At 70.3% G+C, this 25482-nt stretch carries 23 protein-coding genes and 1 pseudogene; 10 read left to right on the plus strand and 14 right to left on the minus strand.

The genetic code is table 11. From position 1 onward, the window contains the following. Positions 1-17: 17 nt before the first annotated feature. Together ACH4KB_RS12590 and ACH4KB_RS12595 are read right to left on the minus strand one after the other, a co-directional pair. Positions 18-281: a (2Fe-2S)-binding protein gene (locus ACH4KB_RS12590; protein ID WP_398066070.1), complete on the minus strand. Its 264-nt coding sequence runs from the start codon at positions 279-281 to the stop codon at positions 18-20. Positions 282-286: 5 nt separating this feature from the next. Next, the gene (locus ACH4KB_RS12595) at positions 287-1447 is read right to left on the minus strand and encodes an NAD(P)/FAD-dependent oxidoreductase (RefSeq protein WP_398065941.1); all 1161 of its coding nucleotides are present in this window, start codon (positions 1445-1447) and stop codon (positions 287-289) included. Positions 1448-1593: 146 nt separating this feature from the next. Between ACH4KB_RS12595 and ACH4KB_RS12600 the strand changes: the two genes are divergently transcribed. After that, positions 1594-3210 (plus strand): aldehyde dehydrogenase (NADP(+)), encoded by a 1617-nt coding sequence (locus ACH4KB_RS12600; protein WP_398065942.1) that lies wholly within the window; start codon positions 1594-1596, stop codon positions 3208-3210. Here ACH4KB_RS12600 and ACH4KB_RS12605 read toward each other — a convergent pair. Continuing rightward, complete coding sequence (locus ACH4KB_RS12605; RefSeq protein WP_398065943.1) at positions 3194-4432, minus strand: FAD-dependent monooxygenase; 1239 nt, start codon at positions 4430-4432, stop codon at positions 3194-3196. The two genes, ACH4KB_RS12600 and ACH4KB_RS12605, sit on opposite strands and share 17 nt — an antisense overlap. Then, positions 4429-5826, minus strand: coding sequence for an MFS transporter (locus ACH4KB_RS12610; protein ID WP_398065944.1), 1398 nt, complete (start codon positions 5824-5826; stop codon positions 4429-4431). The genes ACH4KB_RS12605 and ACH4KB_RS12610 overlap by 4 nt, the downstream gene beginning before the upstream one ends. A 121-nt stretch (positions 5827-5947) precedes the next feature. On the opposite strand from ACH4KB_RS12610, the gene ACH4KB_RS12615 reads away from it, so the two are divergent. The 3 genes from ACH4KB_RS12615 (at position 5948) to ACH4KB_RS12625 (ending at position 8431) form a co-directional block, all read left to right on the plus strand. Then, positions 5948-6601, plus strand: a complete 654-nt coding sequence (locus tag ACH4KB_RS12615) for a TetR/AcrR family transcriptional regulator (RefSeq protein WP_398065945.1) — start codon at positions 5948-5950, stop codon at positions 6599-6601. Positions 6602-6755: 154 nt separating this feature from the next. Further along, on the plus strand, positions 6756-7403 hold the full coding sequence (locus tag ACH4KB_RS12620) for an RNA polymerase sigma factor (protein WP_398065946.1): 648 nt from the start codon (positions 6756-6758) through the stop codon (positions 7401-7403). 17 nt (positions 7404-7420) lie between these two features. Next, the gene (locus ACH4KB_RS12625; protein ID WP_398065947.1) at positions 7421-8431 is read left to right on the plus strand and encodes a CU044_5270 family protein; all 1011 of its coding nucleotides are present in this window, start codon (positions 7421-7423) and stop codon (positions 8429-8431) included. A 73-nt stretch (positions 8432-8504) separates the two neighbouring features. On the opposite strand, the gene ACH4KB_RS12630 is transcribed toward ACH4KB_RS12625, so the two are convergent. The 3 genes from ACH4KB_RS12630 to ACH4KB_RS12640 form a co-directional block, all read right to left on the minus strand. Next, positions 8505-9134, minus strand: a complete 630-nt coding sequence (locus ACH4KB_RS12630) for a TetR/AcrR family transcriptional regulator (protein WP_398065948.1) — start codon at positions 9132-9134, stop codon at positions 8505-8507. Between the two features lie 143 nt (positions 9135-9277). Then, complete coding sequence (locus ACH4KB_RS12635) at positions 9278-10669, minus strand: amidase (RefSeq protein ID WP_398065949.1); 1392 nt, start codon at positions 10667-10669, stop codon at positions 9278-9280. Further along, entirely contained in the window at positions 10656-10862 is a 207-nt protein-coding gene (locus ACH4KB_RS12640; RefSeq protein ID WP_249626581.1) for a hypothetical protein, read from the minus strand. The genes ACH4KB_RS12635 and ACH4KB_RS12640 overlap by 14 nt, the downstream gene beginning before the upstream one ends. Positions 10863-11010: 148 nt before the next feature. On the opposite strand from ACH4KB_RS12640, the gene ACH4KB_RS12645 reads away from it, so the two are divergent. From ACH4KB_RS12645 to ACH4KB_RS12655, 3 genes are all read left to right on the plus strand, one after another. Beyond that, entirely contained in the window at positions 11011-12336 is a 1326-nt protein-coding gene (locus tag ACH4KB_RS12645) for an MFS transporter (RefSeq protein WP_398065950.1), read from the plus strand. 11 nt (positions 12337-12347) lie between these two features. After that, positions 12348-13283 carry an MBL fold metallo-hydrolase gene (locus ACH4KB_RS12650; protein WP_398065951.1) on the plus strand — a complete coding sequence of 312 codons (936 nt, stop codon included), beginning with the start codon at positions 12348-12350 and terminating at the stop codon, positions 13281-13283. Positions 13284-13869: 586 nt separating this feature from the next. After that, entirely contained in the window at positions 13870-14094 is a 225-nt protein-coding gene (locus tag ACH4KB_RS12655; protein ID WP_398065952.1) for a zinc-binding dehydrogenase, read from the plus strand. Between the two features lie 236 nt (positions 14095-14330). Here ACH4KB_RS12655 and ACH4KB_RS12660 read toward each other — a convergent pair whose 3' ends face one another. Further along, positions 14331-15797 (minus strand): non-reducing end alpha-L-arabinofuranosidase family hydrolase, encoded by a 1467-nt coding sequence (locus ACH4KB_RS12660; RefSeq protein ID WP_398065953.1) that lies wholly within the window; start codon positions 15795-15797, stop codon positions 14331-14333. A gap of 561 nt (positions 15798-16358) precedes the next feature. Between ACH4KB_RS12660 and ACH4KB_RS12665 the strand changes: the two genes are divergently transcribed. Beyond that, positions 16359-17792: an endo-1,4-beta-xylanase gene (locus tag ACH4KB_RS12665; protein ID WP_398065954.1), complete on the plus strand. Its 1434-nt coding sequence runs from the start codon at positions 16359-16361 to the stop codon at positions 17790-17792. A gap of 564 nt (positions 17793-18356) precedes the next feature. Here ACH4KB_RS12665 and ACH4KB_RS12670 read toward each other — a convergent pair. From ACH4KB_RS12670 to ACH4KB_RS12685, 4 genes and pseudogenes are all read right to left on the minus strand, one after another. Beyond that, positions 18357-18575, minus strand: a complete 219-nt coding sequence (locus tag ACH4KB_RS12670; RefSeq protein WP_398065955.1) for an IS3 family transposase — start codon at positions 18573-18575, stop codon at positions 18357-18359. Positions 18576-18624: 49 nt separating this feature from the next. After that, positions 18625-18795, minus strand: a pseudogene (locus ACH4KB_RS12675) (transposase); the annotation flags it as partial. Positions 18796-18881: 86 nt separating this feature from the next. After that, on the minus strand, positions 18882-20210 hold the full coding sequence (locus tag ACH4KB_RS12680; RefSeq protein WP_398065956.1) for a class I SAM-dependent RNA methyltransferase: 1329 nt from the start codon (positions 20208-20210) through the stop codon (positions 18882-18884). Positions 20211-20422: 212 nt separating this feature from the next. After that, positions 20423-22471, minus strand: a complete 2049-nt coding sequence (locus ACH4KB_RS12685) for an APC family permease (RefSeq protein ID WP_398065957.1) — start codon at positions 22469-22471, stop codon at positions 20423-20425. A 322-nt stretch (positions 22472-22793) separates the two neighbouring features. Between ACH4KB_RS12685 and ACH4KB_RS12690 the strand changes: the two genes are divergently transcribed. Next, entirely contained in the window at positions 22794-23462 is a 669-nt protein-coding gene (locus tag ACH4KB_RS12690; protein WP_164614791.1) for a TrkA family potassium uptake protein, read from the plus strand. Next, on the plus strand, positions 23462-24139 hold the full coding sequence (locus ACH4KB_RS12695; protein ID WP_398065958.1) for a potassium channel family protein: 678 nt from the start codon (positions 23462-23464) through the stop codon (positions 24137-24139). Before ACH4KB_RS12690 ends, ACH4KB_RS12695 begins: the two co-directional genes overlap by 1 nt. A gap of 83 nt (positions 24140-24222) precedes the next feature. Here the strand turns inward: ACH4KB_RS12695 and ACH4KB_RS12700 are convergent, their stop codons facing one another. Further along, the gene (locus ACH4KB_RS12700; RefSeq protein WP_398065959.1) at positions 24223-25011 is read right to left on the minus strand and encodes a DUF3159 domain-containing protein; all 789 of its coding nucleotides are present in this window, start codon (positions 25009-25011) and stop codon (positions 24223-24225) included. A 3-nt stretch (positions 25012-25014) separates the two neighbouring features. Further along, the gene (locus tag ACH4KB_RS12705; RefSeq protein WP_398065960.1) at positions 25015-25440 is read right to left on the minus strand and encodes an OB-fold nucleic acid binding domain-containing protein; all 426 of its coding nucleotides are present in this window, start codon (positions 25438-25440) and stop codon (positions 25015-25017) included. Positions 25441-25482 lie beyond the last annotated feature (42 nt).

Here is a 25482-nt window from a genome sequence, read left to right on the forward strand (position 1 = left end):
TCCCGAGGTCGCGGGGCTCACTCATCGTCGGTCTCCCCGGTCGTGACGGCCATGCCCCCGCGGGCCTGCACCAGGCAGGCGCGCTGCCCGCCCGTTCCGTCGACGGTCACCAGGCAGTCGTAACAGACGCCGATCCCGCAGAAGATCCCCCGGGGACGTTGCCCGCCCCGGGTGGTCCGCCAGGCGACCCGGCCCGAGGCGACGAGCGCGGCGGCCAGGGTCTGTCCCGGTACGAACGGCAACGGTTCGCCGTCCACGGTGAACGCGGTCACTTCGCTCACTTCGGTCACTTCGGCACACCTCCGGGGTTGAGGAATCGGTCGGGCAGGAGGCCGGTGTGGGCGGCCGGATCGGCGCCGCGCCACGGGCGGCCGAGGAGCTGGGCGGTGACCAGGGCGCCGGTCCCGGGGGCGAGACCGATCCCGGCGCCCTCGTGGCCGCACGCGTGGACGACGCCGGGGACCCGTGGGTCGGGGCCGATGACCGGCAGGTGGTCCGGGCAGTACGGCCGGAAACCCCGGTAGGCGCGGATCAGGTGGACGCCGCGCAGGAACGGGAAGAGGCGGCATGCCTGGGCGGCGAGCGTGGCCACCACGGCCGGGTTCATCGCGGTGTCGAAGCCGACACGTTCGCGGCTGGCGCCGATCAGGATCGTGCCCGCGCGGGTGCCCTCGACGACGCACGAGGTCTCAAGGCCCTCGTCGCTGGAGGCGACGTTGGCCACGTAGTCGGCGGAGTAGACCTTGTGCCGGATCATCGGTGGCAGCGGCTCGGTGACGAGGACGAAGCCCCGGCGGGGCAGGATCTCGACGGGTGCGCCGAGGCGGCGGCCGACCTCGCCGCCCCAGGTGCCGGCGGCGTTGACCACGGCGTCGGCGGGCAGCACCGTTCCGTCGGCGGTGCGCACTCCGGTGATCCTGCCGTCGGCCCCGGTGACCGCGGCCGCGGCCTCGCCGGTGTGCGTCCGGGCTCCGCGCCGGACCGCGGCGCGCAGCAGTGCGGCCGCCGCGAGAACGGGCTGCACCTGGGCGTCCTGCGGGTAGTGGACACCGCCGGGGAGACCGGGCGCGCAGTGGGGTTCGAGTTCGCCGACGTGTTCGACGGCTTCGGTGCGGACGCCCGCTGCCGCCTGGCGCGCGGCGAACGCGTGCAGGGCGGTGAGGGCTTCGGGTGTGCTCGCGACGACGAGGCCGCCCTTGGTCTCGAACTCGACCTTCTCCGGGCCGAGTTCCTCGCCGGCCTCGTCCCAGAGGTTACGGCTGAGCCGGGCCAGCTCCAGTTCGGGGCCGGGCTCCTTGTCGGAGAGAAGGATGTTGCCCTCCCCCCGGCTGGTCGTGCCCGCGCCGACGGGACCACGGTCGAGGACCGTGACGTCGAGCCCCGCCGCGGCGGCGTGGAACGCGCACGCGGCGCCCACGATGCCCGCTCCGACGACGACGACTTTCATGGCCGCTCCTTAGTGCAATGTCACATGCCATTGCTTAGGCTATACATCCGGACGACCCGAGGACAACGCCACCGCCCCGGTGACTTTCGCCCGGGCACCCGACGACGGCGCGCCGCCCACCGGCGCGCACAGGGAGACGCATCGCTGTGAGCCCGACCGGAAACCCACCCCTGTCCGACAACGCAACCCTGACTGCGCACTCGCTCCTGACCGGGCACTCGCTCCTGGCCGGTCGCGAGGCCCCCGGCACCGGGGACGCCTGGTACGCGGTCACCGCCGCGACCGGCGTACCGTTCGGCCCCCCGCACCGGGACGCCTCGACGGAGCAGGTGGCCGAGGCGGCCCGGCTCGCCGCGGCGGACGCCCGCGCCTTCCGTGCCCTGCCGCCCGAGCAGCGGGCGGCCTTCCTCGACGCCTGTGCGGAGGAGATCGAGGCCCTCGGCGACGCCCTGCCGGCACTCGCCGCCCGGGAGACCGGGCTCCCGTCGGCCCGACTGGTCGGTGAACGAGGGCGCACCTGCAGGCAGTTGCGCCTCTTCGCCGATCTCGTCAGGAGCGGGAGCGCCCTCGGCGCCCGGATCGATTCCGGCCCCTCGGGCACGGACGTACGGCTCCGGCACGTCCCCCTCGGCCCGGTCGCCGTGTTCGGTGCGAGCAACTTCCCGCTGGCCTTCTCGGTCGCGGGCGGCGACACCGCGTCCGCGCTGGCCGCCGGCTGCCCCGTGGTGGTCAAGGCGCACCCGGCACACCCGGGCACCGGGGAGGCGGTGGCCCGCGCCGTCACGGCCGCCGCCGCGCGCACCGGCATGCCGGCCGGTGTGTTCTCCCTGCTGGTGGGCCGGGGTCACGACGTCGGGCTCGCCCTGGTCGGCGATCCGCGGATCACCGCGGTGGGGTTCACCGGCTCCCGGGCCGGCGGGCTGGCGCTGATCGCCGCCGGGCGGTCGCGTCCGGCGCCCATCCCGGTCCACGCCGAGATGTCCGCGGTCAATCCCGTGATCATGCTCGACGGGGCCCTCGCCGAGCCCGAAGGCGCGGCCGACACGTACGTGGCGTCGCTGACGGCCGGCGCCGGGCAGTTCTGCACCAACCCCGGCCTCCTGCTGCTGCCCGTCGGACCGGCGGGCGACGCCTTCCTCTCCGCCGCCGCCCGGGCCGTGAAGGCCACGGAGGGGCAGACCATGCTCACCCCGGACATCGCCCGGGCGTACACCGAGGGCGTACGGCGGTGGGAGGACGTACCGGGCGTACGAGAGGTGGCGCGGGGCGCGGCCGGGGCCGGCCCGTACGCACCGGCCCCCGTCGTCCTGGCGTGCGACGCGGCCACGTACACCGCGCACGGGGACCTCTCCGGCGAGGTCTTCGGCGCGGCCGGGCTCGTCGTGCGCTGGTCGGGCACGGACGAACTCCTGCACCTACTGGCCGAGTTGGAGGGCCAGCTGACGGCCACCCTGCACGCGGCGGACACCGACCGGACGACGGCCCTCGGGCTGCTGCCGGTGCTGGAGGAACGGGCGGGCCGCGTTCTGTGGGGCGGCTGGCCCACCGGCGTCGAGGTGTGCCACGCGATGGTGCACGGGGGGCCGTGGCCGGCGACGAGTTCGCCCTCGACGACGAGCGTCGGCACCCTCGCCGTCGAACGCTGGCTGCGCCCGGTCTGCTACCAGTCCTTCCCCGATGCCCTCCTGCCCCCCGAACTCCGCGACGGCAACCCCTTGCGGGTCCCCCGGCAGGCCGGGGCGGTGCTCACCCCGGGCGCCTGAACTCCGGCAGCACCAACGCCTCGTGGGCCGGCCGCCCCGCCACCGGGGGCGGCATGGAGCCCAGCGAGCGCAGCATGGCGTTGCGCTGCTCCAGCGCCCGGGCCGTGGTCGGGAAGAGGGCGGCCTCGCCCTTGCCGACCTGGTCCTGGTTCAGGGTCACGAACGCACGGGTGTCACGCTCGTAGGCGGCGAAGCCGGCGGCGTGGTCCCGCTCGGCCGCCAGGGATCCGGCGAGCATGTACGCGCCGACCAGGGCGAGGCTGGAGCCCTGGCCGGTGAGGAAGGAGGGCGCGTACGCGGCGTCGCCCACCAGCGCGACCCTGCCGCTGGACCAGCGGTCCATGCGGATCTGGCTGACCACGTCGAAGAACAGGTCGTCCGCGTCGCGCAGTGCGGCGAGCAGGCCCGGGACCTCCCACCCCGCGCCGTCGAAGACCTCGGCCACCAGGCCCCGTTGGGCCTCCGGGTCGCGGAACGCGTCGAACGGCGGTTCTGTGCAGGCGAAGTTGAGGAAGCCGTGCACATCGTCGTCGTCGTCGCCCGCGGCGTACAGCACGGCCGCCCGGCCCGGGGCGTTCCACATCGTGGTCTCACGGACGAGTCCGAAGGTGTTGCGCAGGGTGAACCCGGCGAAGCAGTAACCGAGATAGCGGTGGAACCGTTCCTCGGGTCCGAACAGGAGGGCGCGGGTGTGCGAGTGCAGCCCGTCCGCCCCCAGCACCAGGTCGAACGTACGGCCGCCTCCCCCGCGGAAGGTGACGTCGACCCCGTGGCGGTGCTGGTCGAGGGTGTCGATGGAGTCGTCGAACAGGAACTCCACGTCGTCACGGACGGCCTCGTGGAGCGCCCCGGCCAGTGCCCCGCGCCGCACCTCCAGGTCTCTTCCCGCGACCCCGCCGGTGACGGCGTGCGGGTCGACCGAGGCCACCTCGGAGCCGTCCTCGCCGAGGAAGGTCAGCCGGCGCAGATCGATGTGGGCGTCCCGCAGCCGGGGCAGGATCCCCATCCGCCGGACGACGTCGAGCGCGGTGCCGCGCACATCGACGGGATAGCCGCCGTCGCGGACCGCGCCCGCCCTCTCGACCACCGTGACCGCGAATCCGTAGCGGTTCAGCCAGTACGCGAGGGCGGGCCCCGCGATGCTGGCCCCGGATATCAGGACCGTACGCCCCCGTGCGGCGGGACCGTTCACCAACGTATCGACCGTATCGACGCGGGTCATTCCTTGACTCCTTCGCTCAGGGTGCGGACGACGAGCAGGGACAGCGCCGTAACGGCTCCGGCCAGGACGAAGCCGACGACATAGGCCGATTCGGCCGGGAGGTCCGACCCGGCGGGGGTCCTGGCCGTGAGGATCGCGCCACTGATCTGGACCCCCACGGCGAAGCCGATCACGCGCGTCACCAGGACCAGGCCGGTGGCGATGCCGGTGTCACCGCGGTCGACGGAGGTGGCGGTGCTGGTCACCATCGCCGTGACGCAGAGCCCGTTGGCGAGCGCGATCAGCATCTTGCCGACGACGAGGTGCCAGACCTCGGTGTGCACCGCCGCCAGGCCGAGCAGGCCGACGGCCATGACGAGAACCCCGGCGGTGACCACGGCACGCGGACCGAACCGCCGCGCCCCGAACCCGCCGGCCGGCCCGGCCAGCGACGCGGCCACGGCCCCGGGCAGCAGGAGGAGGCCGATCTGCGTCGCGCTCGCCCCGAACCCGTACGCGTCGGCGGGAACCGCGAACAGCGCCGGAACGAGGTAGGCCGCCACCGACGTACCGACGCAGACCATGAACGTCAGCACGCACGCTTTCCACACCTCGGGCCGCCCCACCATGCGCAGATCGACCATCGGCGAGGCCACGCGCCGCTCGACGGCCACCCACCCGGTCGCGAAGGCGGCCAGCAGCACGAGGAGGGCGACGAGCACGAGGGGGCGCGTGACGATCTCGGGCGCCAGCGCCAGGACGAGCATGAGTGTGACGAGCGTTCCGCTCAGGAGGACCAGGCCGGGCCAGTCGATCCCGGCGCCGTCCGGCCGGCGCGGCGGATCCTGCGGCATCAGCCGGTGCACCAGCACGGTGGCCCCGATGACCGCGAACGTCGGCAGCGCGAACATCCAGTGCCGGGACAGCCCTTCGGCCACGGGTCCGGCCGCCAGCGTCCCCGCCATCGTGCCCCCCACGAACAGCCCGCTGACCACCCCGATGGCCACCTTGGACTCGCCCTCGGGGAGGTGTTCGCGCACCAGGATGAACGACAGGGGCAGCGCGCCCACCATCGCGCCCTGGAGTATCTGACCGAGCAGCAGCACCGGCAGGCTCGGGGCCAGGGCGGACACCAGACCCCCGGCGCAGACCACCACCATCAGCCGGACGAGGACCCGTTTCCCGCCGTAGCGGTCGCCTAACTTCCCCGCCACCGGCGTGATCAGCGCGCCGGTGACGAGGAGCACGATGCTGAGCAACGCCCCTTCGGCGTGACTCATGTCCAGTTCACGCCGCAGGAGCGGGAGTGTCGGCGTCACCACCGATTCCAGGGCGCCGGTTGCCAGTGCCAGCACGCCGAGGGACCGGACGGCGGGTTTCCCGATGCGGAGCGGAGGAGCCGAAGTCATGGTCATGGAGGTCCTTTCCGTCACGGCCCGGCGGGACGGAGCCGACCGCGCACGGAGGAACGCGCACGGTACTCACCGGACCAGAGCTACACTACACCGTGCAGTGTAGAACAGTTAGGATGAGCCCATGCCGACCACCAAGACCCTGCGCGAGGGGTCCACGCGGAAGCGGGCCGCCATCCTCTCGGCGGCCCGGGAACTGTTCCTCGCCGACGGCTTCGACCGCTCCAGCGTCGACGCGGTCGCCGCGCGGGCGGAGGTGTCCAAGCGGACGGTCTACGACTACTTCGGCGACAAGCGAACCCTGCTGCGGGCGGTCGTCGACTCGGTCGGCCAGTCGCTGGTCACCACGGTCCGGCGCACCCTCGACGACACCCTCACGGACCTGACCGAGCCCGCCGAACTGGAGGACGGCCTGGTCGCGTTCGCGATGCGCATCGCGACCGACATGCTCGGCTCGGCGGAGTACACGACACTGCAACGCCTGGTCCGGACGGAGTCCGGTCAACTGCCGCGGCAGGACTACAACCCCATGGCAGACACCCCCGACGAGGCGATCGCCGAGCGGTTCGCGGCCTTCGCCGAGGCCGGACTGCTCGACGCCCCCGACGCCCGGCTGGCGGCCGACCAGTTCCTCGCGCTGACCTTCGGCGTCGCCCTGGACCGCCTCGGCTCCGCGAACGCCGCGCAGGACCCCCGCGTACGCCCACTCGTCGTCGAGGGAGTACGGACGTTCCTCCGCGCGTACCGGCCCGATCGGGGCGCGGGCAGCACGGCCTGAGACGGCCGGGGCGCGGGCGTCACGTTCGGCGGCCTGATCGGGTCTCGGGCGTTGAACCGGTAGAGGTGGCCCCGTGGGGAGCCGGTGGAGGTGGGCCCGTGGGGAACCGGTAGAGGTGGGCCCATGCGGAACCGCGAGGGCCGTGCGGACACTCATGGGTGTGACATCTTCACTGAACGAGCGGATTCGATCCGGCGAGCGCGAGGCGTTCGCCGAGATCTTCGATCAGCATGCGCGCGTGGTGTACGCGCATGCGATCCGGAGTACGGGTGACTGGGCCGCCGCTGAGGACGTGATGTCCTTGACCTTCCTCGAAGCCTGGCGGCTGCGTCACAAGCTCCACGGCGAGGTCGGGAATGTTCGGGCCTGGTTACTGGGCATCGCCACCAACGTGCTCCGGAACTCGGCGAGGGCGGCCCGGCGGCACATCCAGGCCATGGCCCGCCTGCCGGCAGCCAGGAACGCACAGGATTTCGCCGACGAAGTCGTCGGGCAGCTCGCCGACGCGCAACGCCTGGCGGCAGCGGCGAAGGCGCTGAGCCGCCTCAAGCGCAGCGAACGCGAGGTCTTCACGTTGGTCGTCTGGTCCGGGCTGAGCTATACGGCAGCCGCCGAAGCACTCGGACTGCCCATAGGAACGGTGCGATCCCGGCTTTCGCGTGCCCGGACGAAACTGCGCCGGCTGGTGGAGGCCGAGTTGCGGACGGACACCACCGCCGGCTGCAGGACTGAGCCGGACAGCCGGCGCAGGGCAGTGGGACCGGCACCCAAGGTCGCGGACGCATACCGGAGGAAAGCATGACCAACCCAGGTGAAGGTGTGGATCAGACGGAGGCCCGGAGGGAGTTCCCGCCGCCGCCCCACCCGGACCCGCACACCGAGGTTGTCGAGCTGCACAAGCAGAATCTCCTTGCGGAGATCGACCGTATGGGGCCGAACGGGCACCGAAGGGCTCGTGCGAAGCGACGGGCCACGGTTGCCCTCACTTCCGCCGCACTCGTCGGTGCCGCGGTCATCGCGGTCACGCTTCCCACCTTCGGCACTCCCCCGGCGCCGACGGCCCAGCCCGCTTCGCGCGCGTCGGTACGGCTCCTCGAACAGGCGGCACGTACGGCTGCCGCAGGGCCGGTCGGCTCTCCGCGAGACACACAGTTCACGTACGTCAGCGTGACCGGGCACACCACCTCGCTGTCGGAAACCGCTGACGGGGGAATGAAACGGTCGCGGGAGGACGAGAGTTACGAGCAGTGGACGTCCGTGGACGGCAGCAGCCGCACGGTCCAACGGACGAGGGGCGGCGCCGCGACTTCGCTGCAAGCCCCGGGAAAGGGCAGTCTCGGCTCACCGACCTACCGCTTCCTCGCCGAGCTTCCCACTGACCCCGAGAAACTGCTCGCAGTCATCTACCGGGACGCGAGGCTGAACCACGGAGAAGGTTCCGACTCCACCACCGGTCCGGATCAGCAGGCTTTCGTCATGATCGGCGACCTGCTGAGGACGTCGGTGGCGCCGGCCGACGTGAGTGCGGCCCTCTACCGTGCGGCAGCACGGATTCCCGGCGTGGTCGTGGTCCCGAGCGCGGTGGACGCCGCCGGCCGTCGGGGTATCGCCGTAGCCCGCACCCACGATGGAGAGCGCAACGAGTGGATCTTCGACAAGGGGACCTCGCGGCTGCTCGGCGAACGGACCGTCCTGCTCAAGGACTCCGCCTGGGGCAAGGCCGGAACAGCGGTCCATTCAACGGCCATCATCAACAGCGGCTTCACGGACGAGCCCGGCCAGGAACCGACTCCGACACCGGATGACCACGACGCCGGCCCGGACGCCTGACGATGTCCCGGCAAAATGGATAGCGCATGAGCCTCCACGGCCCAGTGGCCAGACCGCCCGATGAGCGAAGTGGTCAGTTGTCGGGTTTCTTCCTCGAGCGCCGAGGGGCGGCGGCCTGGGTGGGGCGAGCGCCGGCCTCGGCCTGCTGGGCGTACACGGCGTTCGTCACGAGCTCGCGCGCGTATGCGGCGTCCAGTCGGCCAGGGCGGAAGAGGATGCGGTACATGATCGGCGCCACGACACGGTCGATCAGCAGTTCCGTCTCGGGCACCGGCTCCCCCCGCCGCACCGCACGGGCCAGCACGACGTCGATCTGCTCCGCGGCATACGCCGAACACTGACCGGCATTGGTTCCGTCGGGGTCGCCGAGCAGGGCGTCCCGGATGTAGGCGCGCCCGGGCGGCGAGGCCATCTCGTCGACGAACTGTTCCGCCCACGCCTCTAGGTCGACACGAAGGCTTCCGAGATCGGCCGGATCCGTTTCCGGGCGCAGCCGTTCGACGGCCACGTCTGACAGGAGTTCCTGCAGGTCGCCCCAACGACGGTAGATCGTGGAGGGGGTCACGCCCGCCCGAGTGGCCACCATCGGGACCGTGAGCGCGTCGCGGCCCACCTCCCCTACGAGTTCACGTACCGCCGCGTGGACGGACTCCTGTACGCGTGCGCTGCGCCCGCCGGGGCGGACCATGGGCTTGGGACTCATGCGATCCACCTTAATGCGATTCTGTTGCTTCTAGGCGGTGGCCGGCCGGCGACCCGCGGGGCTACGTGTCCGGGGGGCGGCCGCGCACGGCGGACGCCCCCGCGGCGGCGCGACCGCATGCCGGCCGGCACGTCCGCCTTCCCTCAGACAGCGAGGGGAGCAAGCCGCCCCGCGCCGACCACCGACTCTTCGTAGACCCGGCCCACACGGAGCACCGTCGCGTCGTGGAAGGGGCGCGCCATCAGCTGCATACCGATCGGCAGTCCGGCGCGGTCGTGACCGACCGGCAGGGTGAGGGCCGGGACGCCGGTGATGTTGGCCGGGGCACAGAGGCGGACGTAGCTGTCCGACACGGCCTCGGTCGTACCATCGGCCCACTCGACGGCTTCCTGCCCCGCCTGGGTGGCGGTCATCGGCACCGTCGGCGCGGCGAGGACGTCGACTCCGTCGAACATGCGAGCCCAGGCGTCTCGCATCATCGTGCGGGCCCGCTGGGCGCGGAGGTAGTCGCCCGCAGAGGTGAGTTCGCCGGCCTCCAGCAGAATGCGAACGTCCGCCGCGTACAGGTCGGGGGTGCCCCTCAGCGACCGCTCGTGATAGGCGGTGGCCTCGGGAACCATCAGCCCCCACTGAACGGCCTGAAGGTAACGCGCCATCGGGATCTCGACGTCGACAAGCTCCGCCCCCAGCTCCGCCAGCCGCTCGATCGCGCCGCGCACGGACTCCTCGACCTCGGGCGCGACCCGGTCGAAGTAGTGGTTCCGCGGTACGCCGACCTTCAGTCCTCGCAGGTCGCCTCCCGGGAAGCGGTCCAGCATCGGGCCGGACACGCTCGCCGGGTCGCGCGGGTCGTGGCCGGCGGTCGCCGACAGCACCAGCGCGACGTCCTGGACGGTGCGGGCGAGAGGGCCCACGTGGTCCAGGGACCAGGACAGCGAGGTCACGCCTGTGCGTGGGACCAGACCGTAGGTCGGCTTGAGGCCCACCACGCCGTTCAGGGCAGCGGGGACCCGGATGGAACCGCCCGTGTCCGTGCCCATGGCGAACGTCGCCCCGCCGGCGGCGACAGCTACCGCCGAGCCGCCGCTCGACCCGCCCGCGACCCTGCTGTGGTCCCAGGCGTTGTTCGTCTGCGGAGTGGTCAGGCCGTAGGCGAACTCGTGCGTGTGCGTCTTGCCCAGGAGGACGGCCCCGGCGGCGCCGAGCCGTTCGGCCACCCGGCTGTCACGTTCCGCCACGTGCCCTGCCCGGACGTGCGAGCTCGCCGTGGTGGGCATCCCCTCTGCGTCGATCAGATCCTTGAGCGCCATGGGGATCCCGTGCAGTGGCCCGCGCGGTCCGCTTCCGGAGATCTCCCGTTCGGCGCGGACCGCTGCGGCCAGGGCCGCGTCGGCGGCGACGGTGACGTAGGCGCCCAGCTGTCCTTCGACGGCGGCAATACGGGCGAGCACCGATTCCGTGAGTTCGACGGGGGACAGCTCCCGTGCGCGCACCGCACGGGAGGCTTCGGTCAGCGACAGCTCAAACGGTTGCATCGGCGTTCCCCTGTCCGGCTCGGTAGGAGGACGCGGGAGGGGTCTCGCCGAAATCGAGCTCGCGCAACGTGCTGATCACGGAGTGGATGTAGTTGGCCGTCATGGCCACTCCTTCGTGTCGGCCGTCCCCGAGGGGGAGCCCCGCCCGCAGCGCCCCTCGGGCTGCCTCTTGGGGGGTGAGTTCGCTGGTCATGGCTTCCTTCCGGATCTGTACGGCGCGACGGGCCGGGGCTGGTACAGGACCTCCGACCACCACAAACGCGAATCGTTTGCTTTAGTCGATCGTAGGACCTACGGTGGCTTAAAGCAAACCAATCGCTTTTAGCACGGGAAGGACCCTCATGCAGAGCGTCCCCGCGGGCCTCGCGCCTCCCCGCACCTCCCCATCCGGACGCCTGCCGTTCGCATTGCACGCCTCGATCCTGATCGCGCTGCTCGCCGCATCCAGCGCGCCGACCCCGCTGTACCCCCGTTACCAGGCTCAGTGGCAGTTGTCGTCCCTCGACATCACCGTGGTCTTCAGCGCCTACGCCCTGGCGCTCCTGATCGCACTGCTGACGACCGGAACCCTTTCCGACCATGTCGGACGCCGCCCCGTGCTTCTGGGCGCGCTCGCGGTCCAGGTCGCCTCCATGGCACTGTTCGCGACGGCCGGCGGCCTGACCACCCTGATCGGCGCCCGCGTGCTGCAGGGCATCGCGACGGGCGCGGCGACCAGCGCAGCAGGTGCGGCTCTCCTCGACCTGGAAGACCCCGCCCGGCCGGGTCGCCCCGCCCTGGCCAACAGCATCGCGCCCATGACGGGCATGGCGGCGGGCGTCCTGGCAGCCACCCTCATGGTGCGCTTCGCCCCCGTTCCGACGATCACGGTGTACGCGGCCCTGATCGCCGTGTTCGCCGCGCAGGCCATCGCCCTTGTCTCGACGCCCGAGACCGTCCGCCGCCGTCCCGGAGCACTGCGCTCGACGCGGCCCCACCTGGCGCTGCCGTCGGCGGCCGCCCACGCTCTCCTGCTCAACGGCGCCGGCGTCGTCGCCGTCTGGGCACTCGGCGGCTTCTACTCGTCCCTGGGACCGGGCTTCACACGGCTCGTCTCCCCCGGCGGACCCGAATACGCCGGCGGCATGGTCTTCTTCACGCTGACGGCCGTCGCCGCCCCGACGGTGTACTTCATGCGGAGGACGCGTGCCGACGTCTCCGTTCTTCTCGGGAGCTGCGCGGTGATTCCGGCGGCCGTCCTGACCCTGGGCGCCCTCCATCTCGCGGGCCCCGTACTTCTCTTCGCCGGGGCGGCGCTGGCCGGGTTCGGCTTCGGAGCCGTCTCCCAGGGCGCGCTGCGCGCGGTCGTCGACTCGGTCCCGGCCCGGGAGAAGGGCGGCACGCTCGCCTCCTATTACGTACTCAGCTACCTGGCGATGAGTCTGCCCGCCATCGGCGCCGGCGCCCTCACCGCCGGCTTCGGGCTGCGTGCGGCAGCACTGGCCTATGCCGGCTGCGTGGCCGTACTGGCGACCGTCGCAGTCGCGACGCTGACCGCGTCGCTGCGCAGTCGGCGCCGGGCACCGTCCTTGGACACCCGCTCCCGTCCGGCAACGAGCAACTACACATCCGCCTCACCCGACACACCCGCTTCACGCATCTCCGTCCCCGCGACCCATAGCAGGTAAGGAAAGTCGCCGTGTTCACCTCATCGCAGACGACCAAGTCCATCACTCCCCCCGCCTCTTCCTGGACGGTGGGCAACCACACCGTACGACGCATCGACGAAGTCGTCCTGCCCGCCCAGACCGGTCCGTGGCTGCTGCCCGGGGCGACCACCGACCTCGTGAGCCGGACTCCCTGGCTGAGCCCCGAATTCGCCGACGAACAAGGCGTCCTGCGCCTGGCGAGTCACAGCTTCGCCGTCGAGGTGGACGGCATGCGGGTGCTGGTGGACACCGGCATCGGAAACGGGAAGCGGCGCGCCAACGCCGCCTGGCACAACCTGAACAGCGACTACGAAGCGCGGCTACGGGCAGCGGGGTTCGCGCCGGAGAGCGTTGACCTCGTGGTCCTGACCCACCTCCACGCCGACCACGTGGGGTGGAACACGCGTGCCGAGGGCGACGCCTGGGTGCCCACCTTCCCGAACGCGCGCTATCTCACCTCACGCACCGAGTGGGACTACTGGGCGGGTGTCGACATGGAGGAGGCGCGTCGGCAGATGTTCCGGGACTCGGTCCATCCCGTCCGGGAAGCAGGTCTGTTCGACCTCATCGATGTCGCGGACGAGGGCACGGACATCGCGCCGGGCATCCGCCTGCTGCCGACCCCCGGCCACACACCGGGGCAGGTAGCGGTGGAACTGAGCAGCCATGGCGAGACCGCGTTGGTCACCGGCGACAGCATCCACCACCCGGTCCAGATGGCGCACCCGGAGCTCTGCAGCTGTGTGGACGTCGCTCCCGAACTCGCGGCCAGGACCCGGAACCAGGTGCTCGGCTCACTGGCCGGTACGTCCACTCTCCTGCTCGGGAGCCACTTCCCGCCGCCGACCGCCGGACACGTGCTACGCGAGGACGGCGGGTACCGACTGGTCCCGGCTCCCTCGGGGGCAACGCCCATCGGCGGTTGAAGCGGATCGGAGCACCCGGGATGTACCGCGCACCGAGTCGCACCGAGTCCGTGCGGGCGACGTCCTGGGCGTCCGCGACCGGACGGCCCGGGAGCGGCTATGAGACTCCTCCGGCATGCGCTCCGTCGTCACCGACAGGGCCGGACGACGTCATGACCGATCACCGGCTTGCGCCCTTCGCGCAAGCCGGCTGTCGGCTGTCCCTCGCGGGAGACAGTCACACCGACGCGTCGCGAACGAGGGCAACCTGCCGACCCCACTCGCCCATCGCCGGCCGAGCAACGCGGCCCTGCCGAAACCGCGGGTCAGGCGCCCTTTGCCGCAGGCTCCAGGATCGCCACGCGCTCCACATGGTGCGTCATCGGAAGCATGTCGGGATTCCTCAGCCGGAGAAGGCCGCAGGTGAGAGCGCCTTTCCCCGGCCCCGGAACGGCTCGCCCCGGGGCCGGAGCGCCATATCAGCGTCACCGCGGCCCCTCTGACGCCGCCGTTCGCCCCCGCCCCGGCCACTTCAGCTGCCCTCGCCCGGCCGCGTGATGCCGCGCCACCCGCGGGCGCGGCCAAAGTGCACCCGCGCCGCCTGGCCATGACCGGCCTCAGCTTCAGGACCCGGCGTAACACCAAGCACCACGGAGTGACGTACTCGTTCCTGTTCATGGAGGCCGACGGCGACCAACTGCACACCCCCCTCATCGACACCGGGAAGATCCGCCCCGTCGCCGACCGGGTCCTCCCGTTCGACGAGACCCTCCAGGCCATGGAATACGTTGAGGAGGAGCGGGCAAAGACTGCAAAGCAGTGGTCACAATGACATAGGGTGAAACTTACTCGGAACTCGTCATTTCCTCCCCCTCGTTACCCCTTTTGGTGGCCCCGCGATGGGCTCCCGGCCCCGGGTGCGCAGCGCCGCCGCTGCTGCCACGTGCGCCGTCCCCCTCTCGGTTCATGCCGGACCAACCGGCTCCCACCCGGCCGTGGCGTGCCGGCGTCGTGTGGTGATCCACGTGGCGCTGGGCCCCGTACCGGAGACGGACATGTGTCGCATCGTCAGCGCTGCAGCGTCAGCAGACCAGGACGGTAGGGCAGGAGGCCGTAGTCGCCGCCGGAGTTGGGGCTGCGTCCCTGGTAGAGCAACTGCAGATTGCAGGGATCGACGGTCATGGTCTGGTCGGGGCTTGAGCGGATCAGTTCGCCGTGGCTGATGTCGTGGGTCCAGGCGGCGCCACTGTTGGCCTTGCCGGCGAAGGGGTTGCTCTCGGTCGCCGCCTGGGGTGTCCACGCGCCGTTCAGACTGGTTGCCGTGAACGAGCGGAAGTAGCGACCCTGCGAGCCGATCGCCTCGACGATCATGAGGTAGCGGTTCTGGCCCTGCAACTTGTAGACCTGAGGGGCTTCGAACAGATTGTTCGTCGTATCGCTCAAGATCACTGTCGAGGTCGCGCCGAAGCTTCCCGGGAAGTTCCCGATCGGCATACTGGCCCGGTAGATCCTGCCGTTGTCGCCGGCGAAGAACAGGTACATGTTCGTCCCGTCACCGATGAGCGCCTGGTCGATTGGGCCTGTTCCGGAGTCGGGGATGCTTCCGGAGAAGAGCACCTGCGGGGACGACCAGCCATCCGGGTTGATGGGATCGCTCGATGTGCGGTAGGAGAAGGCGGAACCGCCCCACTGATAGGCGAGCACCCAGATATCCTTCGGCGCGAAGTAGAAGAGCGTAGGCGCGACGGTGGAAGCTGACATCGCCTTCTGGTCGGCCGAGGCCATCTCCGGCCAATCGGAGAACAGGCCGAAGTTCATCGAACCCCAGCGCGTCCCCGTGTCGTGCGTCGTCGCATAGACGAGCTGTCTGCCCTGGTAGGGGACGACGGTGAAGTCCTTCAACGAGACCCACCCCGGCTTGGGCTGCGCCAACGGGCCCGACGATGCCCAGCGGTAGGTCCCCGGAAGATCGCACGGGCCGGTGTTGCCGCCGTCGACCTTGACGAGCTGCCACTGCTGGTTGGCGCCGCCCCAGTCGTCGTACTGGACGGTGTTCGCGTTGTCGGCGGTGGAGGCACCTTGTACCTCGAGGGCCTTGCCGCTGTGGCGCGAGATGAACCGCACGAAGCCGTCCGAGCTGTCGGCCAGCCGCCATTGCTGGTTGGCGGCGTTCAGGTCAGCCCACTGGACGATCGATCCGCCGTTCGCGGTGGACCAGTTGTGGACGTCCAGCACCTTGCCCGAGTGGCGGGACTTGATCCGGTAGTAGCCGCCCCCGGAATCGACGAACTGCCACTGCTGCTGCCTCTGATCGTTCCTGGTCCACTGAGTGATGCGGGCGCCGTCGGCGGTCGCCATGTTGTAGACGTCCAGGGCCTTGCCGCTGTTGCGATTGACCAGCACGTACGAGGCGTTGGGGTCCACGGCCGCCGCCTCGGCGGGCTGGGCGCCGAGGAAGGTGGCCACGAGCAACAACGGTGCAAGGACCGCGAGCAGGCGTCTCGGGTGGGCCGGGGACGAGTGGCGGTACCACATGAGATGCGCCTCCTAGGGGCTGGTTGAGGTGCCCTGACGAACGGCGGAGCGAAAGTGTCGTGGGTCCGGAAACGGCTTCGAAACGTTTCGAGGATTCCCGGATACTTTGACGCCACAAGCTAGGGATGCGGGGTTCTCCGGTCAAGGCTTGCCACCTACCTGTCCATAAACAGCGTCCCCCTTCGGGCCTCACCAGCGATCACGCCGAGCGGGCCCCTCCTGAGTGCGTGGAGCCAATTCACCAGCCCACGACGCATGTACGGGGGAGGAAGGCCGAGCAGCAGCGTCCGCGCACTCGCCCCGACCACGGCCCCGCGAGGTTCGCCGGCGGCAGCGCCGGGGCTGTATGCCTACCCACCAGGCTGTCCAAAAGTTTCGGAGCGCCAATCGAAACTTCTTCTGCGGGAAGTATTGACGGCCCATCACCGATGCCTCAATCATCCCTGTCTGAGAACTGACCGTGGTCCGAGATACCGAACGTTGGCCTCGGCCTTCTGTCCTGCACGGCAGATCCGCGCACCGCATCAGTCCTTCCGTGATTTCCACCTTGGAGGCACAGTCATGGGCTCCTACGCCCTTTCCGGACCCGTTGTCCGCCGGAGAACTCGCAACCTGCTGTTGGCCCTGGTCGTCGGCGTCCTCGGTGCTTCGGCCGCGCTGGTCGCGCCACCGGACGCACACGCCGCCGAGAGCACGCTGGGCGCCGCGGCGGCGCAGAGCGGCCGCTATTTCGGCACCGCCATCGCCTCGGGCAAGCTGGGCGACTCGGCGTACACGTCGATCGCGAACCGTGAGTTCAACATGGTGACGGCCGAGAACGAGATGAAGATCGACGCCACCGAACCGCAGCGGGGCCAGTTCAACTTCAGCTCCGCCGATCGCGTCTACAACTGGGCGGTGCAGAACGGCAAGGAGGTGCGTGGCCACACTCTGGCCTGGCACTCCCAGCAGCCCGGCTGGATGCAGAGCCTCAGCGGCAACGATCTGCGCCAGGCGATGATCGGCCACATCAACGGCGTGATGGCCCACTACAGGGGCAAGATCGTCCAGTGGGACGTCGTGAACGAGGCCTTCGCCGACGGAAGTTCGGGAGCCCGACGCGACTCCAACCTGCAGCGCAGCGGCAACGACTGGATCGAGCTCGCCTTCCGCACCGCGCGCGCCGCCGACCCGTCCGCCAAGCTCTGCTACAACGACTACAACGTCGAGAACTGGACCTGGGCCAAAACCCAGGCCATGTACTCCATGGTCCGAGACTTCAAGCAGCGCGGCGTGCCGATTGACTGCGTCGGCTTCCAGGCGCACTTCAACAGCGGCAGCCCCTACAACAGCAACTTCCGTACCACGCTGCAGAACTTCGCCGCCCTCGGAGTCGACGTGGCCGTCACCGAGCTGGACATCCAGGGTGCATCGCCCACGACCTACGCCAACGTGACCAACGACTGCCTGGCCGTCGAGCGCTGCCTCGGCGTCACCGTCTGGGGTGTGCGCGACAGTGACTCCTGGCGAGCGGAGCACACACCGCTGCTGTTCAACAACGACGGAAGCAAGAAAGCCGCCTACTCGGCCGTCCTCAACGCACTCAATGCCGGCGACACAACTGAGCCCCCGGCGGGTTCCGGACAGATCAAGGGCGTCGGTTCGAGCCGCTGTCTGGATGTGCCCAACGCCAGCACCAACGACGGCACCCAGCTCCAGCTGTGGGACTGCGGCAGCAGCACCAACCAGCAGTGGGTGGCCACCGACTCGGGTGAGTTCCGGGTCTACGGCGACAAATGCCTGGACGCCGCCGGCACGAGCAACGGCAGCAAGGTCCAGATCTACAGCTGCTGGGGCGGCGACAACCAGAAGTGGCGCGTCAACTCCGACGGATCCATCGTCGGCGTCCAGTCCGGCCTCTGCCTCGACGCCGTCGGGACCGGCACCGCCAACGGCACCCAGATCCAGCTCTACTCCTGCTCGAACGGCAGTAACCAGCGCTGGACCCTCACCTGACGCGACCTGCCACGGACGAAGGGACGAACCGATGACGGCCTGCGGTGCGGTTCCCCCCTTCCAGAAAGACATCGTTGACGGGCCCGGGTCGCCGCAGTGAGTCCGGGGTCCGCCGAGGCGGCGGGTGGTAGGTAGGGCGCTCGGCCTACCTACCACCCGAGAGGCATCCCCGTCGGTGGTGCGGCTGACCAGCACCTCCCACCCGCGTGGTCCTGGCCGGGCCGAGGGGATGGCACGGGCAGTGAAGTTTCCCCGTGATGCTGGACACTCAATGCTTACGCTGCGAGGGCGTGTTCTTGCTCGTGTCGCTGCCGGGTCTCCAGCGGGGTGAGGTAGCCCCGGACTGGATGCCTCCGCAGCCGCTTGCGGTTGTAGAAGGTCTCGATGAAGGTGAAGATCGACGATCTCGCGGGTCGCCAGGTCCAGCCAGGTCGCCGGATACAGCCAGCCCTCGTCGGTGGGGATGCAGGTGATGTCACCGACCAGTTTCTGCCCCCGGGGCGGCGGCCGTGAAGTCGCGGCCGATCAGGTCGTGAGCGGGCACCGCCTTCCTTGCCGGACGGGTCAGCGACCGGCGCTTGCGCCGGGTGACCCGGTGATGTCGCGCTCACGCATGATCCGCTCCACTCGCTTGCGGTTGACCCGCCGGTCCAGCCTGCGGAGTGCGGCATGGATACGCGGCACTCCGCAGGTGCACCGGGAGGCGATGTGCAAGACGGTGATCTCGTGGGCCAGGGCGTCGTCGGCGGCCCGGCGGGCGGCGCGGGCCTGCTCGCCGGCCATCCAGGCGTAGTTCCTCCCGCTCCGCGCTGGTGAGCCCGCCCGGCACCTCCTGCCCACGGTCGATCGTGTCCTGCTCGACCCAGTTCCGCAGGCCCTCGGCGCTGACCCCGATCTGACGGGCCACCTCGGTGACGGTCTTGCCGGAGGAGCGGACCAGCGCGACCGCGTCGCGCTTGAACTCCTCCGAGTACCGCCTGCTGCGGTTGCTCTCGCTTCCCACCTGGCACTACTTCCTCTGGAACCTCACGTCCCAGTCTCCAGGTGTCCAACATCAAGGGGAAGCTTCACACTCGGCGAAACCGCAGGTCAGACGCCCTTTGCGGCAGGCTCAAGGATCGCCACGCACTCCACATGATGCGTCATCGGAAACAGGTCGAACGCCCGCAGCGTCCGCACCTTGTACCCCCCGTCCCGGAAGTACGCCAGGTCCCGTGCCAGCGCCGCCGGGTCGCAGGCCACGTAGGCGATCTTGCGTGCGCCCAGCCCCGACAGGTGCTTGACCACCTGCTTGCCCGCGCCCGCGCGCGGCGGGTCCAGGACGATCAGGTCGCACTCCGTGATGCCGGTGCGCGGCAGGACCTGGTCGACCTTGCCGTGTTCGATGCGGACCCGGGCCAGGTCCTTCAGGTTGTGGCGGGCGTCCTCGACCGCGCGCTTGCCGGACTCGATGCCGAGGACCGCGCCCTTCTCGCCGAGGCGCTGGCCGATGGCGCCGGCGAACAGGCCGACGCCGCAGTAGAGGTCGAGGGCGGTGTCGTTCTTGCGGGGCAGCAGGCCCTGCATGACCGCGCGGACCAGGGTGTTGGCCGCCTGCGGGTGAACCTGCCAGAAGCCGCCGGAGCCGACGCGGTAGGTGCGGTCGTCGGCGCGCTCGCGGACGAAGGCGCGGCCGTGGACGCGGTGGACGCCGCCGTCCTTCTCGTCGACGCGGAGCACGGAGACCGGCTTGTCGAGTTCGACCAGGGGGAGCCGGCCGCCGGGCTTCGGGGTGAGGATGACCTGGCGGTCGTTGGAGCCGGTGGCGGTGATGGCCTCCACCCCGGCGATCTGGGGCCATTCGCGCTTCTCGACGCCGAGCTCCGAGACGCCCGGCGCGGCGATCAGGCAGCGGTCGATCGGCTGGACGTCGTGCGAGCGGTGCTTGCGCAGGCCCGCGCGGCCGTCGGCGTCGACGGCGTACTGGACACGGGTGCGCCAGGCCGGCACCTCGCCCGCGGGAAGCTTGTCGCCCTCGGCCGGCATGACCGTGCCGTCCCAGCCGGCCTCCTCGGGGGTGAGGCCCGCCAGCCGCAGGAGCTGCTCGGCGATGACCTCGCCCTTGAGGCGGCGCTGCGCGCCCGGCTTGGCGTGCTGCCAGTCGCAGCCGCCGCACATGCCGGGGCCGGCGTACGGGCAGGGCGCCTCGACGCGGTCCTTGGACGGCTCGATGATCCGTACGGCGTCGGCCCGCAGGAAGCGGGAGTCCGTGTCGCCGTCGGTGACCCTGGCGATGATCTTCTCGCCGGGGAGCGTGTGGCGTACGAAGAGCACCTGGTTCCCGTCGGTGCGGGCGATGCAGTGACCGCCGTGCGCGACGGGCCCGACCTCGACCTCGTACTCCTCCCCGACCAGCGACGACGTGGGTTCGTTCTGCATGAGGGGAGGCTCCAGGGAGAAAGGGGGCAAACGGTCGGGCCTGCGGCCGGACGACAGCCCACCAGTCTACGCGGACGCGGTCAGGGTGCTGACCACAAACGGCCCCCGGCGCCGGCCGGTCACCACGAGCCGACTCACCCCGAGCCGACCCACCACGAGCCGACCCACCACGAGCGGACCCACCCCCGCGTGGGTCTCACCCCGCGTCGGTCTCAGCCCTTCCGGTTCGGCTCCTTGCTCCCCCGCCCCACCAGGCCCCGGCGGACCGAGCCCGGGGCGTTCCAGTCGGCGCGCCTGCGGGCCCGCTTCTTCGCTGCCTCGGAGGACTGGAGCTGGTACGGGACGGAGGTCACCATCACGCCCGGGGTGAAGAGCAGGCGGCCCTTCAGGCGCAGGGCGCTCTGGTTGTGCAGCAGGTGCTCGTACCAGTGGCCGACCACGTACTCGGGGATGTAGACGCTGATCACGTCGCGTGGACTCTCACGGCGCAGACCCTTCACGTAATCGATGACCGGGCGGGTCACCTCGCGGTAGGGCGAGTCGAGGATCTTGAGGGGGACGTTGATGGCGCGTCGTTCCCAGTCCTCGCGCAGCGCCCTCGTCTCGTCCGGGTCGACGCTGATGGAGAGCGCCTCCAAATGGTCGGCGCGGATGAGTTGGGCGTACGCGAGCGCGCGCAGCGTGGGGCGGTGGAGTTTGGACACGAGGACGATGGCGTGGACGCGGGAGGGGCGCACGCTCTCGTCCGCGGGCGTCTCGTCGGCGGCGATCTCGGCGGCGACCCGGTCGTAGTGCTTCCGGATCGCGGTCATCGTGCCGTAGAAGATGACCATGCCGAGCAGGGCCACCCAGGCGCCGTGGGTGAACTTGGTGGCGAGGACGATCACCAGGACCATGCCGCAGAAGAAGGCGCCGAAGGCGTTGATGGCGCGGGAGCGGATCATGTGGCGGCGTTTGGCCTGATCCCGTTCGTCGGTCAGCAGGCGGTTCCAGTGCCGCACCATGCCGGTCTGGCTGAGGGTGAAGGAGACGAACACCCCGACGATGTAGAGCTGGATCAGCTTCGTGGAGTCGGCTCCGTAGACCCAGACCAGCAGGATCGCCGCGCCGGCCAGCAGCACGATGCCGTTGGAGAAGGCTAGGCGGTCGCCGCGCGTGTGCAGCTGGCGCGGCAGGTAGCGGTCCTGGGCGAGGATCGAGCCGAGCAGCGGGAAGCCGTTGTACGCGGTGTTGGCGGCGAGGAAGAGGACCAGGGCAGTGGCGGCCGCGAGGACCATGAAGAGGAGGGACCCGTGGCCGAAGACCGCCTCGGCGACCTGGGCGATGACCGGGTCCTGGGTGAAGCCCGCGCCGACCGGGACGCCGTCGCGGATCAGGTCGGCCGCCGGGTTCTCGGCCATCTTGACGTCGGTGGCCAGGGCCAGGCCGATGATGCCGCAGAACATGGTGACGGCGAGCAGCCCCATCATGGCGAGCGTGGTCGCGGCGTTCTTGCTCTTCGGCTTCCGGAAGGCGGGCACGCCGTTGCTGATCGCCTCGACCCCGGTGAGGGCGGCGCAGCCGGAGGAGAAGGCCCGCAGGAGGAGGAAGACGAGCGCGAAGCCGGCCAGCCCCTCGTGTTCGGGCTTGATCTCCAGTTCGGAGGTGGGGGCGTGCATCGCGTCGCCGAGGACCACTCCCCGGAACGCGCCCCACAGGATCATGAGGAAGACGCCGGCCACGAAGAGGTAGGTGGGAATGGCGAAGAGCTTCCCGGACTCCTTGACGCCGCGCAGGTTCATCAGGGTGAGCAGGACGATGGCGCCGATGGCGCAGAGCGTCTTGTGCTCGATGACGAACGGGATCGCGGAGCCGAGGTTCTCGACGCCGGAGGAGATCGAGACGGCGACGGTGAGGACGTAGTCGACGAGCAGGGCGCTGGCGACGGTCAGTCCGGACTTGGGGCCGAGGTTGGTGGTCGCGACCTCGTAGTCGCCGCCGCCGCTCGGGTAGGCGCGGACGTTCTGCCGGTAGGAGGCGACGACCGTGAACATGAGGACGACGACCGCGACGGCGATCCAGGGGCTGAAGTGGTACGCCGACACCCCCGCGATGGACAGCACGAGGAGGACTTCTCCGGGTGCGTACGCCACCGAGGACAACGGGTCGGACGCGAAGACGGGGAGTGCGATGCGCTTGGGGAGGAGAGTCTCCCCGAGCTTGTCGCTGCGCAACGCCCGGCCGATCAGGATCCGTTTGGGCAGGTCGGTCAGTTTGGACACGCTGAGGATCGTAAGCGGAGCCCGTGGCCAAAACGCACGCCCTTTCGACGTGGCCCCGCAATCTCCTGCGGTCGGCGGAGAACGCCTCGTCATTCTTTAACGCAATCCTTGCGCCCGTTCGGCCTATTTTGCTTTCCCTTTGCCGGAGTGCGCGAGGATGCGGACACTCGGATGAGGGATCGGCTTCCCCGGCGCTTAAGCTCGACTCCGGGCCGCGCCGCGGGTGTGTGTCCCGTTGGTTGCCCAGCAAGCTGAGAGAGAAGTGTGAGCAGCGTGTTTTCGCAGGTCAGCCGGATGACCAGGACGGCGGGGTAGGCGCACAGTGCACATCGTCATCATGGGCTGCGGGCGCGTCGGAGCCGCTCTCGCACAGACCCTGGAACAGCAGGGGCATACCGTCGCGGTAATCGACCAGGACCCCACGGCGTTCCGTCGCCTCGGGTCCGGATTCGGCGGTCGCCGGGTCACCGGGGTCGGCTTCGACCAGGACACCCTCCGCGAGGCGGGCATCGAGGACGCCGGGGCGTTCGCCGCGGTCAGCAGCGGCGACAACTCGAACATCATCGCGGCCCGGGTGGCCCGCGAGATGTTCTCCATCGAGAACGTCGCCGCGCGGATCTACGACCCCCGCCGCGCCGAGGTCTACCAGCGTCTCGGCATCCCGACCGTGGCGACGGTCCGCTGGACGGCGGACCAGATGCTGCGGCGGCTGCTGCCTTCGGGCGCCGAGCCCCTGTGGCGCGATCCGAGCGGGGGCGTGCAGCTCGCCGAGGTGCACACGACGCCGTCCTGGATCGGCCACAAGATCAGCACGCTCCAGGAGGAGACGGGGGTCCGCGTCGCCTTCCTCACCCGGTTGGGCGAGGCCATACTGCCGACCTCGCAGACCGTCCTCCAGGAGGGCGACCTGGTCCACGTGATGATGCGTACGGACGAGATCGCCAAGGTCGAAGAGGCCTTCGCCCAGGGTCCCGAGGAGGACGGTCACTGATGCGTGTGTCGATTGCCGGGGCGGGCGCGGTGGGCCGTTCCATCGCCGCCGAGCTGCTGGAGAACGGGCACGAGGTGCTGCTGATCGACAAGGCGCCGACCGCCATCTCGGTGGAGCGGGTCCCGATGGCCGAGTGGCTGCTCGCGGACGCCTGTGAGATCACGTCGCTGGACGAGGCGGCGCTGCAGCGGTGCAACGTGGTGATCGCCGCGACCGGGGACGACAAGGTCAACCTGGTCGTCTCGCTGCTCGCCAAGACCGAGTACGGCGTACCGCGCGTGGTGGCCCGGGTGAACAACCCGAAGAACGAGTGGCTGTTCAACGAGTCCTGGGGCGTGGACGTCGCCGTCTCGACGCCGCGTCTGATGTCGGCCCTGGTCGAGGAGGCGGTGAGCGTCGGCGATCTGGTCCGGCTGCTGCGCTTCAGCCACGGCGACGCCAACCTGGTGGAGCTGACCCTGCCGCCGGAGTCGGCGCTCGCCGGCACCCGGGTCGGGGACGTCGCCTGGCCCGAGGACACCTCGCTGGTGACGATCATCCGGGGTACGCGGGTGCTGACGCCGAACCCCGAGGAGTCCCTGGAGGCCGGTGACGAGCTGCTGTTCGTGGCCGCCCAGGCGCGCGAGGAGCAGTTGGAGGACCTGTTGTCGGTCCGCCGCGATCCTTCGCAGGACTGACCGGCAGAGCGACGGGAAGGGGCCCGGGACCGCTGAGCGGTTCCGGGCCCCTTCCCCTGGGATGCCAGGCGTACGGGTACGGATCAGGCGTCCGGGTCGCGGAGCGCCGCGGCGGCCTGCGCCCTGCGCTCCTTCTCGGCCTGTTCCTCGGCCTCCATCTCGGCGAAGACGTCGATGGGCGCCGGAGCCTTCGCGAGGAAGATCCAGGTCAGATAGACCGCGAGCAGGAACGGCGGAATCTTCAGGGCGATGAGCACCCAGCCGAACTCGGTGGTGTCGGCCCACCAGTAGAGCGGGAAGAGGATCGCGCACTTGGCCAGCAGGATGAAGCCCCAGGCGTAACTGGCCTTGGTGTACGCCTTCTTCCGGCCCGGGTTACGGGTCCGCCAGGAGAGGTTCTCCTTGAAGACCGGGCCGAGGATCAGGCCGATCAGCGGCACCCCGGCCACCGCGGTGCCGATGTAGGCGACCGCGAGACCCAGGGTGTAGAGCATGCCCGGCAGGTAGAAGTCCTTGGCGTCGCCCGTCATCTTCGCGAAGAGGACGCCGAAGGCGACCCCGAAGACGCCGCTGAAGGCGTGCTTGACGGTGTCCCGGCGGATCAGCCGGACGGCGACCAGGGCCAGGGACACCGCCAGGGCGGCGATGGCCGAGGCGTTCAGGTTCTTGTTGATGGTGAAGATCGTGACGAAGAGCAGCCCGGGGAGGACTGTCTCCACCATGCCGCGCACGCCGCCGAAGGCCTCGAAGAGGGCGGCCTCGGTGACGGCCTTCGCGTCGTTCTGCTGAGCGGCGTGCCTCCCGCCGGCGTGCTGCGGGTCCGTGCGGTGGGGCTGGTCCGTTTCGGACGTCGGCTTGTCGAGAGACGTCACCGGCTACTCCTTGCCGAGCGGTCGGAGTTCGTATGTGGGGTTGAACAGCACCCGGCGGCCATGGCTCATGGCGACCCGCCCGGAGGCGATGATCCTGCGGCCGGGCTCGATGCCGACGATGGAACGACGGCCGAGCCAGACCACGTCCAGCGGCTCGGTGCCGTCGAAGAGCTCCGCCTCCAGGGCGGGCACTCCGGCCCGGGGACGGAGGGTGACGGTCCGCAACGTACCAGCCACCTTCACGATCTGCCGATCGGAGCACTCGGAGATCCGGGTGCATCCGGTGACCTGCGCGTCCTCCCGCAGCTCCTGGGACTCCAGGTCCTCCTGGGAGCTGGAGAGCCGGTCGAGCATACGGCGGAAGCGCCCGGAAGGTCTCGCCGCCTTCCCGGCCTTCCCGGCTTTCTCGGATCGGGGAACAGCACTCATACCCGAAGGGTACCGGTCCCGCGAGCGCTACACGGAGGCGCT

The sequence above is a fragment of the Streptomyces sp. NPDC017520 genome (assembly GCF_044329855.1).
In the GTDB taxonomy this organism is placed as follows: domain Bacteria; phylum Actinomycetota; class Actinomycetes; order Streptomycetales; family Streptomycetaceae; genus Streptomyces.

What these genes read in the sequence shown, in the direction of transcription:
- ACH4KB_RS12620 (WP_398065946.1), top strand. Translation starts at nt 6,756, where the DNA reads ATGGGTGTGACATCTTCACTGAACGAGCGGATTCGATCCGGCGAGCGC.
- ACH4KB_RS12595 (WP_398065941.1), bottom strand. Translation starts at nt 1,447, where the DNA reads ATGAAAGTCGTCGTCGTCGGAGCGGGCATCGTGGGCGCCGCGTGCGCG.
- ACH4KB_RS12645 (WP_398065950.1), top strand. Translation starts at nt 11,011, where the DNA reads ATGCAGAGCGTCCCCGCGGGCCTCGCGCCTCCCCGCACCTCCCCATCC.
- ACH4KB_RS12665 (WP_398065954.1), top strand. Translation starts at nt 16,359, where the DNA reads ATGGGCTCCTACGCCCTTTCCGGACCCGTTGTCCGCCGGAGAACTCGC.
- ACH4KB_RS12635 (WP_398065949.1), bottom strand. Translation starts at nt 10,669, where the DNA reads ATGCAACCGTTTGAGCTGTCGCTGACCGAAGCCTCCCGTGCGGTGCGC.
- ACH4KB_RS12680 (WP_398065956.1), bottom strand. Translation starts at nt 20,210, where the DNA reads ATGCAGAACGAACCCACGTCGTCGCTGGTCGGGGAGGAGTACGAGGTC.
- ACH4KB_RS12615 (WP_398065945.1), top strand. Translation starts at nt 5,948, where the DNA reads ATGCCGACCACCAAGACCCTGCGCGAGGGGTCCACGCGGAAGCGGGCC.
- ACH4KB_RS12655 (WP_398065952.1), top strand. Translation starts at nt 13,870, where the DNA reads ATGACCGGCCTCAGCTTCAGGACCCGGCGTAACACCAAGCACCACGGA.
- ACH4KB_RS12630 (WP_398065948.1), bottom strand. Translation starts at nt 9,134, where the DNA reads ATGAGTCCCAAGCCCATGGTCCGCCCCGGCGGGCGCAGCGCACGCGTA.
- ACH4KB_RS12640 (WP_249626581.1), bottom strand. Translation starts at nt 10,862, where the DNA reads ATGACCAGCGAACTCACCCCCCAAGAGGCAGCCCGAGGGGCGCTGCGG.
- ACH4KB_RS12695 (WP_398065958.1), top strand. Translation starts at nt 23,462, where the DNA reads ATGCGTGTGTCGATTGCCGGGGCGGGCGCGGTGGGCCGTTCCATCGCC.
- ACH4KB_RS12670 (WP_398065955.1), bottom strand. Translation starts at nt 18,575, where the DNA reads ATGGCCGGCGAGCAGGCCCGCGCCGCCCGCCGGGCCGCCGACGACGCC.
- ACH4KB_RS12610 (WP_398065944.1), bottom strand. Translation starts at nt 5,826, where the DNA reads ATGACCATGACTTCGGCTCCTCCGCTCCGCATCGGGAAACCCGCCGTC.
- ACH4KB_RS12660 (WP_398065953.1), bottom strand. Translation starts at nt 15,797, where the DNA reads ATGTGGTACCGCCACTCGTCCCCGGCCCACCCGAGACGCCTGCTCGCG.
- ACH4KB_RS12705 (WP_398065960.1), bottom strand. Translation starts at nt 25,440, where the DNA reads ATGAGTGCTGTTCCCCGATCCGAGAAAGCCGGGAAGGCCGGGAAGGCG.
- ACH4KB_RS12605 (WP_398065943.1), bottom strand. Translation starts at nt 4,432, where the DNA reads ATGACCCGCGTCGATACGGTCGATACGTTGGTGAACGGTCCCGCCGCA.